Consider the following 15336-nt stretch of genomic DNA (forward strand, 5'->3'; position numbering starts at 1 on the left):
CTTGGGGCAGGCAATGCCAGACGGGGTTTCCGCCGAGGCCGCCGCGCGCGGGCTCCTGGCGGTCGAAGGAGGCGTGTCCCTGGAGTCGCTGGCCCCGCCGCTCAGGGAGGCGGTGCGGGGGCTCCTTCCGCTCGTCCGTCGTTCGGACGGTCCGGGCTCCGCGTATGCGCGGGTCGCGGAGGTCCTGGGAGAGGCAGGCGTCCGCGCCGCCCTGGAAGGATTGGCGACCGCGCTGCGGGACCTGGGCCTGGCGGCCGACAGCGCGCTGGTGGGTGAGCTGCTGGACGACGGCAGGCCGCGAAAGGACCTCAGCCGCGACGCGTACGACGCGCACCGCGAATGGGGCCTCTCGCTCCTGACCCACGGCCACCGCGCCTTCAGCGAAGGGCGGTTCCTGCTGGAGCAGCTCGCGGTCTCCGGTCCCGCGGCACGGCAGGTGGACGTTGGGGAAGCCCCTGACGCGACGCGGGCGCGCTTCGAGGCGGCGCTCGCTCGCTTCGCGCCGAGCCTCCGGGTCCTCACCTATACCGGCAGCGGAAGCGACGCCGTCAACGCGGTGTATGAGATTGCCCGGCGCTGCGGCGAGAAGCGGCTCCAGCCCCACGCTCGCGGCACGGGAGAAGCCCCCAGCCCGGGGGTGGCCTTCTTCACGCGCTCTTATGGAGGAGGCCGGGGGCCGTCGCGGGAGATGAACTTCATGGGGTGGCCGGACCTCCGCAAGGTCGGGCCCTCGCCGTACCGGATGACGTCGCCCGCGCTGGACGGCTCCGAGCCCACGGAAGCGCGCCTGCGGGAGGTCCACGCCCTGGAGGAGCAGGCCCTGGAGCGGATCCGCGAGCTGGCCTCGGATGCGAGGACGCCGCTGGGTGCCATCCTGATCGAGGTCACGCAGGGGCCTGGCGGCGTGCTGACCTTTCGCGCGGACTTCCTGCGGCGCCTCCGGACCCTGGCGGACGCCCTGGCGGTGCCCATCATCGCGGACGAGGTCCTCACCTGTGGCGGGCGCACGGGCCGCTTCTTCGCGTACGAACACTTCGACTTCGTCCCCGACTTCGTCACGTTCGCCAAGGGCCTCCAGGTCAACGGCATCGCGGCGGTGGAGCGGCCGGGACAGCAGGAAGCCCAGCGCATCGACAGCCTGGGGGATGACGTCGGCGTCGCGCACCCGGTGGACTTCCTGAAGGCAGCGCGGGTCCTCCGCGTCCTGGAGGAGGAGCGGCTGGTGGAGCGCGCCACGGTGGTGGGGCGGCGGGTCTCCCAGCTGCTGGGGACCATCCAGCAATGGCATGGCCACCCCCGCGAGGTGGGCGTCGCCGGAGCGATGCTGAACTGGCGCCGCCCCCCGGAAGTCACCTACCTGATCATCAAGAATCCCGACTCGCCCATCCCGTTCGGGGAGCGCGAGCCCCTGGTGCGTGAGCGCATGCACTTCGCGCTCGACATCACGGCGGATGCGCTCGCGCGGATGTTCTGGGTCGCCAGCCGGTGGCAGGAGGTTGGTGGAGGTGTCCCTCCGGTGGAGCTGCTCGCGAACGTCCTGGGGGAGCCCTTCGACCTGAGCGAGGAACAACCCCACCTGGAGCCCGGCCCCGTCGACTTCGATGCCCGGCAGGTCGCGCTCGCCACGCTGATGGTGCGGGGGGGCTTGTCCGCCGGGGACCTGGACCCGCGGCTGCGCCCCTGGGTCGAACAGCTCCGCCAGACAGGAGCGAACCTGCCCTTCACGCGAGAGGCGGAGGTGCTGGCCTACCGTCTGGTGCGAGCCCTGGGAAGGCAGGCCATGACGGGGGCGCTGGAGTCGCTCGCGGCCGTGGTCGCGAAGGGCGTGGTGCGGCCCGCGCCGCCCCGGGGCCATGTGCCGGTGCTCCACGCCGAGCATCCCGCGTTTCGTCGCGGCGCGTTCACGCTCCAGGCGCTGCTGGACGCGGGGCAGAACCGCTCCCTCGCGCTGGGAGAAGACTCACCCTCCCGGGCGAGGACCCGCTTCGAGAAGGCGCTCCGGGACGCCGTGCCGGGGCTGCACCCCGTGGAGCCCGCCAACGATTCAGCAGAGGCGCTGCGGTGCATGTTTGAAATCGCGCGCGAGCTGGGCCTCCGCCGGATGGGCGCGGGCGCCGCCGGAGAGCCCCGGCCCGCGTTCTTCCTGGGGAGCAGGGGCGCGGGACGGGGTCCCGGCGCCGCGCTCCGCTCGGAGGCGCACGCGCTGCGGGCCGGCGCCGCCTCCCTGGCCGCCTACGCGCTTCCGGACGTCACGCTCCGCCCCGCCGACCTCCACGACGAACGGGCGTCGTCGCGGATGGAGGCGGACGAGCACGCCGCGCTCGCACGGATCCGCCACCTGGCGAGCCATCCGGAGCATCCGCTGGGGGCCGTCTACCTGGAGTCGCTCCGGACCGGACGCGAGCTGCGCGTCTACCGCCCGGAGTTCCTGCGCCGGTTGAGGGCGCTCGCGGATGAGCTCCGGCTGCCGCTCATCGCGGATGAGCTGGACACGGCGGGAGGCCGCGCCGGCACCTTCTTCGCGTTCCAGCGCACGGCCCTGGAGCCGGACTACGTCGTCTACGGAGGCCTGCCCCAGCACGGCATCGCCTTCCTGCCTCGCGACGGGAACGACTTCCTGCGCATCCCGAACCTCGGGCTGACGACGGCCGGAGGCACGGCCGCCGACTACCACGCCTCCGCCGAGGTGCTCGCGGTCCTCCAGGAAGAGCACTTGATGGAGCGCGCCCTCCAGGCCGAACAGCGCGCCCTCCGTGAAGGCCGGGCCGCCTTCGGCGCCTGGGTGGAGCTGCGAGGAGAGGTCGTCACGCAGCCGCTGGACCTGCTGCCGCCCTCCGCGTGAGCCCCGGATCCGGGTGCCACCAGACCTCCGAGTCAAAACCCTCTCCAGGATTCCATCCTGGAAGTGACCGAGCAGCGTCAACGGATGAGACCTGATGAAACATACTGTAGTCATTGGGTTGCGATAAAAAAACGTCTTGGGGAGTTTACAAGCAGCTCCTGGCTCCTCCAGAATGCGCCCGTTCCAAAAAATCCCTTTTAAACGAGGTTCACATGCTTTCTGGTCGGATCATGCGTGGCTGGGCTACCGCGAGCGTGATGTCGCTGCTGGTCATTGGTTGCGGTCCGCAGGCGAGTGAGGAGCAGGCCCCGAAGGAGGAGGCCCCCGCCGCCGCCACGCAGGAGATCGTCGGCGGCTCGGCGACGACCATCGCGGCGAACCCGTGGCAGGTGTCCCTGCAGAGCACCAGCGGCAGCCACTTCTGCGGCGGCAGCATCCTCAATGAGAACTGGATCCTGACCGCGCAGCACTGCGTGAAGTCGGGCAGCAGCATCAGCAAGCCGGGCCGCGTCGTCGCGGGTGTCACCAGCCGCACGGCCACCAACGGGCAGGTCCGCACGGTCGCCCAGGTCGTCGTGGTCCCGGGCTACGTGGACGCCAACGTGGGCAAGGACGCGGCGCTGCTGCGCCTGTCCACGCCGCTGGACCTGAGCGGCGCGAACGCGAAGGCCATCCCCATCGTCACGGCGGCGGACGCCGCCGCGGGCGTGACGGGCGAGGGCGTCATCGCGCGCGTCACGGGCTGGGGCTCGCTGAGCAGCGGCTCCTCGTCGCTGCCGACCACGCTCCAGACGGTCGACGTGGCGCTGATGACCAACGCCCAGGCGCAGGCGAAGTACCCCAGCGAGGTCATCTCCGCGGACCAGCTGGCCGCGGCCTCCCCGGGCAAGGACTCCTGCCAGGGTGACAGCGGCGGTCCCCTCACCGTCATGAAGGGCAACACCCGCGTCCTCGCGGGCATCGTGAGCTGGGGCTACGGCTGCGCGGACTCGCGCTACCCGGGCATGTACGGCCGCGTGTCGTCCTTCGAGTCGTGGATCAACAGCACCATCAACGGCACGACGCCTCCTCCGGGCACGACGCTGCTCGACAAGACGGGCCTGTCCGGCGCGTCCAACTCCTTCGTGCACTACGCCATCACCGTCCCCGCCGGCGCCACCACGCTGACCGTGGAGCAGTCGGGTGGCACGGGCGACGCGGACCTCTACGTGCGCCAGGGCTCGCAGCCCACCACCAGCGCCTACAACTGCCGTCCGTACGCGAGCGGCAACGCGGAGACGTGCACCCTGAACAACCCCGCCGCGGGCACCTGGTACGTCTCCGTGCGCGGCTACAGCGCGTTCTCGGGCGTGTCCGTCAAGGCCACCGTCCCGTAGTCGCTGAAACCCACCCCTCCAAGTGAGTTCCGGAAGCCCCCTTCCTCCACGCTGGAGGAAGGGGGCTTCTGTGTTTCAACGGGCCAACCCGTGCCACGCGGATGGTAGACCCAGCCCCATGGCCCGGACCGGACCCAGATCGCCTCGCTGCCCAGACTGCAACGCGCCCTTCGCCCTCAAGCCCGGGCAGACGCACTACACCTGCGGCTACTGCGGCATCGCCTTCGACCTGGGAGCCGCGCAGACGAAGCCGCCCGTCTCCCTGCCTCCGGGCCCCCAGGGGAAGCCGCCGCCGTCGGCCCCGGTGATCGTGGTGCTCGCGGGGGTCATGGTCCTCCTCATGAGCACGGCCGCGGTCTTCATCATGAAGGCACCGCCTGAATCGGCGCCCCCGCCGCCCTCCCAAGCGGCCCGTGCGCCAGTCGTGCCCCCCGTCGCCCCACCGGCCCCGCCCCCGGTCCCTCCGCCAGCTGAGCGGAGTGCTCCCAAGCCGGACTTCCAGTGGGCCAGCAGGACCGCTCCCGCGTTCATGGACGTCAATGGGGACGGGACGGATGACATCATCGGGCACGTGCGCCGGCTGGAGGCCTCCAAGGGGATGGACCTGGTGGCCGCGTTCGACGGCAGGACGCTTGAGCAGCTCTGGGAGACGCCGCCCGCGGAAGGGCCGGACACGTCCCGGACGACGAAGGTCATCGCCCAGGGAGGCCGGCTGGTGATGAGCGAACAGCGGGTGGTGAACCTGCTGGAGGCGGAGACCGGGAAGCGGCTCGGGCGCGTGCCCTTGTCGGATTCGCCGCGCCGGCTCTGCATTCCGCCGGGAGACACCGAGTCGGTCTGGATCGAGGTGGTGGACGGACAGCACCTGCTCCTCAACACCCGGACGGCCACCGCCCGCCCCGCACCCCGCGCCCCGCCGCGCTGCGCGACGCCGCCGTTGAGCCCGCAGACCTGCTCCCTGGGCCGCCCCGTGGAGCTCACCACCACCTGCGAGCGCTCCAGCTACCCGCCCTCCGACATCCGGGGCTTCTCCCCCTCGTTCATCTACCGCAACAAGAACGCCATCCTCGTGACGGGCACCCGGCGCCCCGGGACGTCCGTGCCCATGGCGGCGCTGTTCCAGAAGGGTTCGAGGAAGCCCTTGTGGCACGGCGTCGTCGCGGACACGGATCCCCTCACCCTCCAGGACCAGACCCCGGAGGTCGCCGAGCTGACCGATGACGCCTTCTACATCGCCTATGAACTGGAACAGGGCGGCGTGCGGCTGGTGCGGCGCGACCTGGGCACCGGCGCCATGACCTGGGACGTGGCCATCCCCCGCTCCAAGGACGGCAGCGCGCCGCCCGTCATCTGGGCCCACGGCGACCGCGTCTACGTGCCGCACTGGACGTGGCTGGACGTGTTCGAGGCCAGCACGGGCAACCTGGTCGGCACGCTCGGACGCTGGTGACGGCGGGGAGGGACGCGTCAGTAGACGCCAATCAGGTGGATCTGCACGCGGGGGTTGCCCAGGTACTCCTCCAGCCGCCACCGGCTGGACATCCCGTCCTCGTGGAGGCCCGCGCCCCGGGCGCCTTCCCGTGGCGGGTCGGCCACGGCGAGCGCCTCCTTGAGCTGGGACACGGCCCAGACGTCGAACTTCGGGTCGCCTGAGCCCTCCAGCAGCTTGAGGTCCAGCAGCTTGCCGTCGCGCGCCTGCCGGACCTCCACGATGGCGGCGAGCGCGAGTACCGGCGTGGTGACGTCCACCATGTACATGTTCGCCGCGCGCCCGGCCTCCACGGCCGCCTGCATGCGGTTGCGCGTTTCGAGGCGCAGGTCCCGGGACTCGGGGGCCATGGGGCTGCCCGTCTTCCCGAAGCGCTGGATGGCGTCCACCTGTTCGCGCTTCATCCGCGAGGCGAGCCGCTTCATGTCCAGCGGCGGAGGCCCCACCAACAGCTTCGCGAAGCCCTTCTGGAGGGTCGCGAAGTACGGGTGCACCGCGCCGCCCGAGGCCCGCGCCGTCGCGGCCGCATCCCTGGCCCAGCCGTCCACCCGCTGACGCACCTCCGCCGCCTCACGCTCCACCAGCGCCTTCGGGTCGGGAGCCTCACCGGGGTCGTTGCGAAGGGTGCGCCCCGTCGAAGGAGGCCCCTTCAAGAGCCCGCCTCCCATGAGTCCCGGAGGCATGAGGTCCGGCGGCGAGGCACGGGGAACATCCCGGGCCAGCGGCGGGGAGGCCACCGGCGCATCCGCCCCCGACGGTCGCTCCGCGGAGCCGGCCGGAGCCTCCTCCGGCGACGTGGGCGGCTCCGCGCGCTGGGCGGGCCCCTGCGCCAACGGGGGCGGAGGGGAAGGCCGCGGTCGCTCCGCCCGCCGGGGCGGCGCTGGGTTCGTGGGCTCGGGCGGCTGAGCGGGAGGAGGAGGCACCGGCCGCTCCGCCGGAGGCACGACCTCCCATTCAATGGGCCTCGTGGCCACCGCGCGCCGCTCCGGGGGCGGGATGCGCGACAGCGCGGCGAACAGCGCCGCGTGCAGCAGCACCGACACCACGAGCAGGAGGAACAGCTGGGAGCGGCGCGACACAAGGAACAGCTTGCACCTCCCCGGCGCGACAGTGAAGCCGCGCGGGGCGTGGGTGTGGGCGGTCCACCCTCTCCTGCCTGCTCTCACGGAGGGCCCGGCTGCCCGGCCCCCCACGCCCGTCCCTACGGCGCCGCAGGTGTCCTGAACTCCGGGATGAGCGCCCCCGTGAGGCGGATGCTCTTCATGACCTTGTCGTGCGTCAGGGCGCCGACCTGGTGGAAGGACATGAGCGCGTCGATGCCCAGCGCCTCGTAGCGCTTCAGCCGCGTGCGCACCTGGTCCTGGGTCCCGACGATGAGCGAGTCCTGCCCGCTCAACACCTCCCACACCTGCTCGTCCGGCACGCTCTCGCCGGACATGATGCGGCCCAGCAGGCGCTGCGCCTGGGACTGGGGCGCGTTCGGGTTCTTGCTGCGCACGTACTGCCCGGTCAGCCCGCCGCCCGCGGGGTCCTTCGCCAGCGCCTCCAGCTCCGCGGCCGTCTTGACGAAGGCGTCCTTGGCTTCGAAGAAGGTGAAGGAGCCCGCCGTGTACCAGGCCGCGGCCTTCGCGGCGCCGTTCTCCATCGCCTCGCGCTCGCTGTCCGCGCAGTGGACGAAGGTGAAGAAGGCGACCTGGTTGTTGACGAACTCGCCCACCGGCTCACAGCGGGTGCGCTGCGCCTCGCGGTAGATGTGGATCATCTCCGCGACCTGCTCCGGCGAGGCCCAGAGCGTCACCCCGAGCGCCCCCACGCCGTTGCGCCCCGCCTGCTCGAACGAGGCAGGGCTGGAGCACGCCTGCCACAGCGGCGGGTGCGGCTTGCGGTACGGCTTCGGGATGACGGTGACGTCGTTGAGCTGGATGTCGGGGCTGTTCCAGGAGACGCGGTCCTGCGTCCACAGCTTCGGCAGCAACTCAAAGGACTGCTGCATCTGCCCGCGCGTGGAGTCCGGCTCGATGTTGAAGGTGCGCCACTCCGGGATGGTGCTGCGCGCCAGCCCCAGTTGGAAGCGCCCACCGCTCAGGTGGTCGATGAAGGCCGACCGCTCCGCGATGCGGATGGGGTGGTTGAAGCGCGTCGGCGCCAGCACCGACGAGTGGCCCACGTGGATGTTCTTCGTGCTCGTGGCGATGGCCGTGAGCATGATCTCCGGCGCCGAGCTGTAGCTGAACTCCACCGCGCCGTGGTGCTCCACCTGCCACCAGACGCCGTACCCCAGCTCATCCGCCAGCCGCGCCTGCTCCAGCGTCTCCTGGATCAACCGGTGTTCGTGGTCCGGTCCCGTCCAGTGCTCCTTCGGGTGCTGCATCTCCGAAAAGATATCGAGCCGCATGTCGTCCCCTCTCTCGCCGTGACAGCGCGTCGCCCTCCAGGAAGGAGGACTCCACGAACACGGGTTGAATCAGCTTAAACTGATTTCACCTGGAAAGGGACGGTGGGACGCATGCGCACGGACACGCGGAGAATGACGCAGGGGCTTGGGACCCGGCGGTGGCTGCTCACGGGACTGGCGCTGACGTTCGCGGGCTGCGGGGCGGAGCGGGAAGAGGAGGCCCCTCCCCAGGGCGCGCAGCGGCAGGCGCTCACGACGTTGACGGCGACGGAGGACGCCTACGTCCATGAGGCCAATGCCAGCTCCAATTACGGCTCGGCCGCCTCGTTGTTCCTCAAGACAGACACGGGGGCGAGCCGGTATGCCTTCGTGAAGTTCAAGCTGACAGGGATTGCCGGTGTCACGAGCGCCCTGCTGCGGGTCCACGGAAGCGCGTCCTCGAACACGACGCTCCAGGCCTTCCAGACCGCGGATGGCTGGACGGAGTCCTCCCTCACCTGGAGCAACCAACCCGCCGCGGGCAGCCTCGTGGGCTCCGTGGCGCTCGGCACGGCCGCCATGGACCATGCGCTCGACGTCACGGCCTACGTGAACGCGCAGGCGGCCGGGGACGGAACGGTGTCCTTCGTACTGCGGGAGACCGTGGGCAAGTACACCACGCTGGTCAGCAGCGAGGGCAGCGCGACCGGGCCCCGCCTGGAGCTCATCCCCAGCGGAGGGGGCACGGGCGACACGCAGCCGCCGACGGTGCCCATGAACCTGACGGCCACCGGGGTCTCCAGCAGTCAGATCAACCTGGGCTGGAGCGCGTCCTCCGACAACGTGGGCGTCACCGGCTATGCGCTCCATCGAAACAACGTGTTCCTGAAGAACGTCAGCGGCACGTCCACCAGCGACACCGGCCTCTCCGCTTCCACGCCCTACAGCTACGCGGTCCAGGCGCTGGACGCGGCGGGCAATGCGTCCGGCAGCAGTGTCACCGTCACCGCGACGACCCTGAGCGGCGGCGGGACGTCCTCATGCGCGAATGCCCTGGCCTCGACCGCCGCCATCCAGGCGGCCCTGAAGACCGCGGGCCCCGGCACCGTCATCCTCCTCGCACCCGGCACCTACGTCGGCAACCGCTCCACCAGCGGCGACCCCGGCGGCCAGGGCCTGTTCTATTCGGGCCAGAGCGGCACGCCCGCCAACCCCATCGTCCTGAAGAGCTGTGACCCCAGCAACCCGGCCACCCTCAAGGGCGGCTCGGTCAAGGATGGCTCCTACGGGCTGCACCTGACGGGCGACTCCTGGCAGGTCCGCGACCTGCGCGTCACCACCGCGCAGAAGGGCATCATCATCGACAACGGCCATCACAACCTGCTGCACACCGTGGAGGTCCACTCCGTGGGTGACGAGGCGATCCACTTCCGGGACGGCAGCTCCTACAACACGCTGGAGGCCTCCCTGATCCACGACACGGGCCTGTATCAGGCGAAGTACGGCGAGGGCGTCTACGTCGGCTCCGACGTCAGCAGCCCGTACGAGCACGTCGTGGTGGGCAACGTCGTCCGGACCACGGTGTTCGCCGGGGGCATCACCGCGGAGCACATCGACATCAAGGAGGGCGCGGACGGCACGCGGGTGGAGGGCTGCACCTTCCAGGGCGCGGGCATCTCTGGAGAGAACAGCGCCGACAGCTTCGTGGACGTCAAGGGCGTCAACACCCTGGTGCGGAACAACCGGGGCTACCGCCAGGGCAATCCCAAGGTCCTGGATGCCTTCCAGGTCCGCACGCACGGCACCGGTTACGCGACAGGTGAGAACAACGCCTTCTCTGGCAACGTCGTCGACCTGGACGACTCCCCTGGCTACGTCGTGTTCGCCACCAGCGCCACGACGGGCACCACCGCGAGCAATGACGTCCGCACGGGCGGCGGCAACCTGTACAGCAGCAACGTGAACGACTGACGGTGCCCGCATGTCACCCCGCGCCGCCCAGGGGGCAGTGCCCTCCGGACGGCGCGGGTCATCCGATGAGGCGAGGGGCTACTCCACCCAGTGGATCTTCCCCAGACCGGCGGGGATCAGGTCGCACACGTAGACCGAGTGGTCGTACGGGTTGTTGTCATACACCCCCCGGGCCGGGATGCAGCGGGCCTGGGTGGGGTAGGGGGCATTGAACTCGGCGGCGAGCTGCTGGCAGTACGTGTCGCCCGGGCCACCGCACTCCTCGGTGCACTGGTCGGCGCGGATCCAGTACGGGTTGTACTCGGGGTACGAGTCCGACTCGGTCCAGCACAGACCCGTCGTACACGCGGAGTCCGAGGAGCAGCCCTGGCCCACGGCGTTGAGGCCCTGCTCCTGCTGGGCAGGCGCGGGGGTGGGCTCGGGGGCCGGGGTGCCACAGCCGACCATCGTGAGCGAGAAGAGGGACAGGGACACAGCGATGAGGTTCCGCATGGGAGTTCCTTTCCAGGTGAAGGGAAGCCCCGAAGCAAGCACTCCTCGCGCCCCGAGCCAAGCAACGTTCTCGCGGATCCGAACGGTCCCCGACACGCGGAAGGTGCCGGGGACCGGAGCCGCCTACGGGTCCCCGGGCGACTGCATGCACGTCCATGTGCCGTTGACGGTGCAGTAACAACCGCCCGTGGGCTGCCCGCCCAGGCAACAGCCGCGCGAGGAGCCCGAGGGCGAACACGCCTTGCCATTGAGGTTCTCGCACGCCGTGGGCTTCGAGCAGATCAGCGGCTGGCAGTACTGGATAACGGTGCCACACTGCACGTGGGAGCCGTCGACCGCGGAGCAGCTGGCGCCCTGACAGGTGATCGCTCCCGTGGGGCAGTTCGCCGTACAGGTGAGGGCGCTCGACTGCTGCCCCATCTCCTCCTGCGCCTGGCCAGACTCCACACCGCCACAGGCCACCAGCCCCGTGAGGATCAGCGCCGCGAACATACCCAGACAATGCTTCATGGTGTGTCTCCTGCTTGGAGGGAATGGGGGACGACGAACGCAGTCTGCACCCTTCATCTCCAGGAAGTCCCGCTCCCCCTGGAATGGACGCCTCTTTCGTCCCATCCACATCGCTTCCAGACTGGACGCGAGGGGGCATCCCAATGAGTGGTGAGGGCTCACAGCCGGTCGCGGCCGTGCTCTTGAAGATGATGGACTTCCGCCTGGGCCGCGCCCTGCGCGCGGTGCTGACGGCGCCGGACGTCCCCTCCGCGGTGCGGGAGCTGGAGACGCTGGCCATCGACCGGCTGGAGGGCGCGCTGGTGGCGACGCTGGAGGACCTGTTCTTCGTCCAGAAGATGCTCGCGCTCGGAGCGGGCGTGCTCGTCGCCGCGGTGCCGACGTTCATCCTCCTCGCGCTGCGGCACTGAGTCCGTCCGCGCGAAGGAGCCGCCCGTCACCTGCTCCGCGGTCCGCCCCCCGTCCATCAAGCATCACGGGATCGCCGTCGTGAGCACCTGTCCCGTGTGGACGCGCACGGCCTTCGAGCCAGGATTCTCCAAGAGCGAAAAATGGATTTTACCGTCCGCCATCAAGATGGAGGGGCGACTCAGTTGCACGAAATTCGCATCCACGGCGACCCGCGACAGGCGCTCGGGGACCCCCGCGGTGGAGAGCACCAGCAGCACGGGGCCCGCCTGGGTCAAGGCGAAGACCATCAGCCGCGCATCATCCAATCGCTCGGCGTCGAACTCGAACACAGGCTGGCCGGTGAGCAGGTCCTGCGTGGGCGCCGACGCCTCCCATTCCGCTCCCAAGCGCACGTATTGGAGCGTCCCGGGAATCGTGTCATTGCGCGCCCCCCCCGATCCGGGCGCCTTGCAAAACAAACCGAAGCCCTTCACCAGCGCAATCGCCACTGCGTTCTCGCAGGCCCCCAACTTCCGTGCACCACGGGGTCTAGGGGCCGGGGGAATATCGAAAGCGACGGCATGCTCATTGTCCGCGATCATGGAAATCCGTTGGGGGGCCTGGGCATCTCCCCGAAAGAAGCGGGGACGGCTGAAGCCTGTGAGCGGAGCGCTGTCCGTGAGCGCCATGACCCCCTCCTCGTGCTCCTTCCTCATCTGAATGGAATCCAGAGCGCCGCCCGCCATCTGGTACGCGATGCGATAGCCCTCCCCTGCAGCCCAGGAGACATCCCAGTTCGGAGGGACAGGGAGCAACTGAGGGATGACCATGAACGGAGCAAGCGGCTCACCCGATCCTTCCGGCGCCATGGAATGAAGCGCAGTCTCGCTGCGCATGGGGTTGAGCTTCTTCGTGGTGGACAGCAGCAACCGCACACGTGAGCCGGCGTTGACAAGCCGGGCATCTTGGAGTGGCGCATCGAGTTTGACGGGGACCGTCGATAGTTTCACTTCGTTGGCGGACATCTTGCCCCTTCCGTGGCAGCCCAGCAGGGCGGTGGCCATCAACAGCCCCGCGAACAGCATCCATCGCTTATTTCCGTCAACCAGCATTCATCTCTTCCGGTTCCACCTAGATGCGCGTCTGGGTCCTCAGGTTCCAGAATTCCAGCCGCTCCAACCCCAAACGACTGCACCAGTTCACGCGAAAGCTGATGTACAGGCCATCAATGGAGCCCTCCTCCCAGAGCCGCTGGGTGGTGAAGGTCGTGCCATAGGACGGGTCATAGAAGCGATTTCCGCGGACCACGATGAAGTGGTTATAGAAGGCGGGAGGCGGTTCAGGATTTCCCTGGCCTGCCGCCCCCATCAACTGTGTACAGTCATCGTTCATCTCGTGTGTATAGCTGGCGGTATGGGCGCCGTAGAGCTTTGGATCCAGTTGAGCGGTCCGACCACGCAGGGAGCCCGCCCCCGTGAAGGCCCAATGCTTGACTAGGAAGCCCTGCAGACTCTTGTCCGAACGGTCCAAGTCACAAACCACGAGGACCTTGGACGCATCCTGGAGCCCGTGCGCCTTGAACATGTCCACCAGGAATTCAGCCCAGGAGCCACACTGGCCGCTGCCATCTTGCTGACTCAACAACTGCCGGGTATTGGTGGCCGTCGTGGTTTCAGGATTCCAATAGGTGAGGGACTTGCCATCCCGCTTGCGTCGCACGCTCATGCTGCGGAAGGGCGTGAAGATGACGTCGGCCAGTTCGTCCGCCGTCTTCTTTCCATGCGCACTTCGGCAGGAGATATCCACCAGCGACCAATACAGGGGGGCGACCATCGGAGGCGCGAGCACCAGATAGAGCAGGTGACTGCTACTGCCGGCGGGCTCCCAGCCCTGCCCTTCTGCCTGGGCCTGCCAGGTGATTTCCAGGGGATCGAAGCAGGCAATGATGTCCGGCAGTTCCACGCTGCTGTTGAGGGGAGCCGTGCTGACGGTCTTGTCCGCGGGACGGACAGCGATTTGAGCCACCCACTCGAGTTGCACACCTCCCGGGCTGCACGTCCCCTTGATTTCGACAAACTCTTCCTGACTGGGAGCCTTGGTCACACGGAAGGTGCAGACCAGACGCGCCGCCTCCTTACGGGTGTAGCAGATGGGCGACTGTTTTCTGGCGGAGCGGCCTCGCTGCCACTCCGGCTCGCGAAAAGGGCCCTCTGTATCCTTATCAAGGGGATTGTTTCCAACGAAGCGGATTTCCTCGATGGAGAGCCGTGTGTGTTGCGGCTCCTCCTGCTTGACCTTCTTCCGCTTCGCGGTGTCGGGCGAAGCACCCGCGGACTCCTTGCGGATCTTCCCACTCGCCTTCAGCTTCATGAGACTCCCTCCAGGGCTTCGCCTTGGCTCAGGATTCTTCGAGGGTGATGGTCTTGCCAAAGAACTCGACGCTGCCGGACTTCTTCAGGCGAATGGCCAGCTTGTTGTTGACGCTGACCGTCAACGTTTCGGCCTTGAGTTCGAATGTCTTCGCCATCCAGGTCGCATTGCCCTTGACCGTGATGTCCGTCAGGGCGCCTACCTTTTCCGTGAGGTCCTTGCCGGTCGTGTTCGTCCAGTGACCGTCAATCCTCATCCGCTCCTCATCGCCCACCTTGCGCTGCTTGTCCCCTGAGACCGTTTCCTGGCGGCTGCCGACGACATCCTCGGTGAGGGCACCGCCTACCTCCACGGTCTTCATGCCTCCCGTTGCCTCGTTGCTGGCCAGGCCCACGTTGAGCAGGAGCCCCCCACCAATGGTGACCGCTTTCACCGCCCCCACGCTCTCCATGACGCCGTAGGTGACAAAGAGGCCCCTGCCCCGGCCCACGGTCACGGACTGATGGCCTTCGACCGACTCGTCATGGAGCGCCGTCGTGACCGTGTCGCGGTGCCCCTGTACCCGCAGGGTCTGGTCACCTTCAATGACGCTCACGTCATCGCGATAGACGTCCAATCGCTGGTGCCCCTCCACGGTGCGCGCCCGGTCCTTCTTCACCAGCAGGTCCTCGAAGGCCCGCACCTCCTGGTCCTTGTCGTTCTCCGTGACCAGGTCCTGGTCCTTCTGCGCGTGGTGGAAGACCTCCTCCTGGCCCTTGGCGTCCTCGAAGCGCAGCTCGTTGAAGCCGTCGCTGCCCTTGCTGGAGGCGCTCTTGTGGGTGCTCTTCGTCTTCTCGTCCGGCAGCGCGTAGGGCGTCGCGTTGGCGCCGTTGTAGACGGAGCCCGCGACCAGCGGCCGGTCGGGGTCGCCCTCCAGGAAGCGCACCACCACCTCCTGCCCGATGCGCGGCAGGACGAGCGCGCCCCACGCGGGGCCGCCCAGCGCCTGGCTGGTGCGCACCCAGCAGGACGCCTTGTCGTCCCGCTGGCCCTCCCGGTCCCAGTGGAACTGGACCTTGATGCGGCCGTGCGCGTCGGTGTGGATCTCCTCGCCCGCCGGGCCCACCACCTGCGCCGTCTGGAGGCCGGTGATGCGGTGCCGGGGCGTGAGCCGCCGGGGCCGGAAGGGCACGCTCGCGGGCATCAGCTGGAACTGGTTGCGGTACAGCCCGCCCAGCGCCTCGCGGCCCCCGTGGGTCTCCGGCTGGCCGCCGTGGTGCACCACCTTCACCACGACGTAGCGCCCCTCGTGCGTGCCGTCGTCCTCCACCTGCAACAGGTGCCCGGAGGTGAGGCGCGGACAGACGCCCTCCCCTTCGAGCGTCAGGGACGCCTGCGTGGCCTCCTGGATGCGCACCCGGGCCGCCGCCTTGCCCGTGCCCGTCGCCACGTACCCGCCGGGATAGTCGTACAGCTCCAGCGCCTCCAGGCCCTCGGAGGACTTCGACCTGCCGGACACGTCCAGCGAGGGCTTCTCGAAGTC

General features: G+C 69.1%; 13 protein-coding genes. 5 read left to right on the forward strand and 8 right to left on the reverse strand.

Going from position 1 to position 15336, the window contains the following annotated elements; all coding sequences use genetic code 11:
* The first annotated feature begins 13 nt into the window (after window positions 1-13).
* Window positions 14-2842: an aminotransferase class III-fold pyridoxal phosphate-dependent enzyme gene (locus tag OV207_RS28105; RefSeq protein ID WP_267558135.1), complete on the forward strand. Its 2829-nt coding sequence runs from the start codon at window positions 14-16 to the stop codon at window positions 2840-2842.
* 230 nt (window positions 2843-3072) lie between these two features.
* Window positions 3073-4218 carry a trypsin-like serine protease gene (locus OV207_RS28110; protein WP_324291573.1) on the forward strand — a complete coding sequence of 382 codons (1146 nt, stop codon included), beginning with the start codon at window positions 3073-3075 and terminating at the stop codon, window positions 4216-4218.
* 207 nt (window positions 4219-4425) lie between these two features.
* Here OV207_RS28110 and OV207_RS28115 read toward each other — a convergent pair whose 3' ends face one another.
* Window positions 4426-4548 (reverse strand): hypothetical protein, encoded by a 123-nt coding sequence (locus OV207_RS28115; RefSeq protein ID WP_267558137.1) that lies wholly within the window; start codon window positions 4546-4548, stop codon window positions 4426-4428.
* Window positions 4549-4747: 199 nt separating this feature from the next.
* Between OV207_RS28115 and OV207_RS28120 the strand changes: the two genes are divergently transcribed.
* Window positions 4748-5668 carry a hypothetical protein gene (locus OV207_RS28120; protein ID WP_267558138.1) on the forward strand — a complete coding sequence of 307 codons (921 nt, stop codon included), beginning with the start codon at window positions 4748-4750 and terminating at the stop codon, window positions 5666-5668.
* A gap of 17 nt (window positions 5669-5685) precedes the next feature.
* Here OV207_RS28120 and OV207_RS28125 read toward each other — a convergent pair whose 3' ends face one another.
* Both OV207_RS28125 and OV207_RS28130 read right to left on the reverse strand, forming a co-directional pair.
* Window positions 5686-6786: a ferrichrome ABC transporter substrate-binding protein gene (locus OV207_RS28125; RefSeq protein WP_267558139.1), complete on the reverse strand. Its 1101-nt coding sequence runs from the start codon at window positions 6784-6786 to the stop codon at window positions 5686-5688.
* Window positions 6787-6908: 122 nt separating this feature from the next.
* Window positions 6909-8102, reverse strand: a complete 1194-nt coding sequence (locus tag OV207_RS28130) for an LLM class flavin-dependent oxidoreductase (protein WP_193428965.1) — start codon at window positions 8100-8102, stop codon at window positions 6909-6911.
* 111 nt (window positions 8103-8213) lie between these two features.
* On the opposite strand from OV207_RS28130, the gene OV207_RS28135 reads away from it, so the two are divergent.
* Window positions 8214-10052 (forward strand): DUF7594 domain-containing protein, encoded by a 1839-nt coding sequence (locus tag OV207_RS28135; protein WP_267558140.1) that lies wholly within the window; start codon window positions 8214-8216, stop codon window positions 10050-10052.
* A 78-nt stretch (window positions 10053-10130) separates the two neighbouring features.
* Here OV207_RS28135 and OV207_RS28140 read toward each other — a convergent pair whose 3' ends face one another.
* Both OV207_RS28140 and OV207_RS28145 read right to left on the reverse strand, forming a co-directional pair.
* Window positions 10131-10544 (reverse strand): hypothetical protein, encoded by a 414-nt coding sequence (locus OV207_RS28140; RefSeq protein WP_267558141.1) that lies wholly within the window; start codon window positions 10542-10544, stop codon window positions 10131-10133.
* A 123-nt stretch (window positions 10545-10667) separates the two neighbouring features.
* Entirely contained in the window at window positions 10668-11054 is a 387-nt protein-coding gene (locus OV207_RS28145) for a hypothetical protein (RefSeq protein WP_267558142.1), read from the reverse strand.
* A 143-nt stretch (window positions 11055-11197) separates the two neighbouring features.
* Here OV207_RS28145 and OV207_RS28150 point away from each other — a divergent pair, with 143 nt between their 5' ends.
* Window positions 11198-11464: a hypothetical protein gene (locus OV207_RS28150; protein ID WP_267558143.1), complete on the forward strand. Its 267-nt coding sequence runs from the start codon at window positions 11198-11200 to the stop codon at window positions 11462-11464.
* A 63-nt stretch (window positions 11465-11527) separates the two neighbouring features.
* On the opposite strand, the gene OV207_RS28155 is transcribed toward OV207_RS28150, so the two are convergent.
* From OV207_RS28155 to tssI, 3 genes are all read right to left on the reverse strand, one after another.
* Window positions 11528-12556, reverse strand: coding sequence for a hypothetical protein (locus OV207_RS28155; RefSeq protein ID WP_267558144.1), 1029 nt, complete (start codon window positions 12554-12556; stop codon window positions 11528-11530).
* Between the two features lie 19 nt (window positions 12557-12575).
* Window positions 12576-13814 carry a hypothetical protein gene (locus tag OV207_RS28160; protein ID WP_267558145.1) on the reverse strand — a complete coding sequence of 413 codons (1239 nt, stop codon included), beginning with the start codon at window positions 13812-13814 and terminating at the stop codon, window positions 12576-12578.
* A 28-nt stretch (window positions 13815-13842) separates the two neighbouring features.
* Window positions 13843-15336: type VI secretion system tip protein TssI/VgrG (tssI, locus tag OV207_RS28165; protein WP_267558146.1), on the reverse strand; the 1494-nt coding region annotated here is incomplete at its 5' end.

It is taken from the genome of Corallococcus sp. BB11-1, assembly GCF_026626625.1.
Lineage (GTDB): Bacteria > Myxococcota > Myxococcia > Myxococcales > Myxococcaceae > Corallococcus > Corallococcus soli.

Excerpts from the sequence above, each read along its gene's own strand:
- OV207_RS28105 (WP_267558135.1), top strand. The coding sequence starts at position 14 with ATGCCAGACGGGGTTTCCGCCGAGGCCGCCGCGCGCGGGCTCCTGGCG.
- OV207_RS28110 (WP_324291573.1), top strand. The coding sequence starts at position 3,073 with ATGCGTGGCTGGGCTACCGCGAGCGTGATGTCGCTGCTGGTCATTGGT.
- OV207_RS28115 (WP_267558137.1), bottom strand. The coding sequence starts at position 4,548 with ATGACCCCCGCGAGCACCACGATCACCGGGGCCGACGGCGGCGGCTTC.
- OV207_RS28120 (WP_267558138.1), top strand. The coding sequence starts at position 4,748 with ATGGACGTCAATGGGGACGGGACGGATGACATCATCGGGCACGTGCGC.
- OV207_RS28130 (WP_193428965.1), bottom strand. The coding sequence starts at position 8,102 with ATGCGGCTCGATATCTTTTCGGAGATGCAGCACCCGAAGGAGCACTGG.
- OV207_RS28135 (WP_267558140.1), top strand. The coding sequence starts at position 8,214 with ATGCGCACGGACACGCGGAGAATGACGCAGGGGCTTGGGACCCGGCGG.
- OV207_RS28140 (WP_267558141.1), bottom strand. The coding sequence starts at position 10,544 with ATGCGGAACCTCATCGCTGTGTCCCTGTCCCTCTTCTCGCTCACGATG.
- OV207_RS28145 (WP_267558142.1), bottom strand. The coding sequence starts at position 11,054 with ATGAAGCATTGTCTGGGTATGTTCGCGGCGCTGATCCTCACGGGGCTG.
- OV207_RS28150 (WP_267558143.1), top strand. The coding sequence starts at position 11,198 with ATGAGTGGTGAGGGCTCACAGCCGGTCGCGGCCGTGCTCTTGAAGATG.
- OV207_RS28155 (WP_267558144.1), bottom strand. The coding sequence starts at position 12,556 with ATGCTGGTTGACGGAAATAAGCGATGGATGCTGTTCGCGGGGCTGTTG.
- OV207_RS28160 (WP_267558145.1), bottom strand. The coding sequence starts at position 13,814 with ATGAAGCTGAAGGCGAGTGGGAAGATCCGCAAGGAGTCCGCGGGTGCT.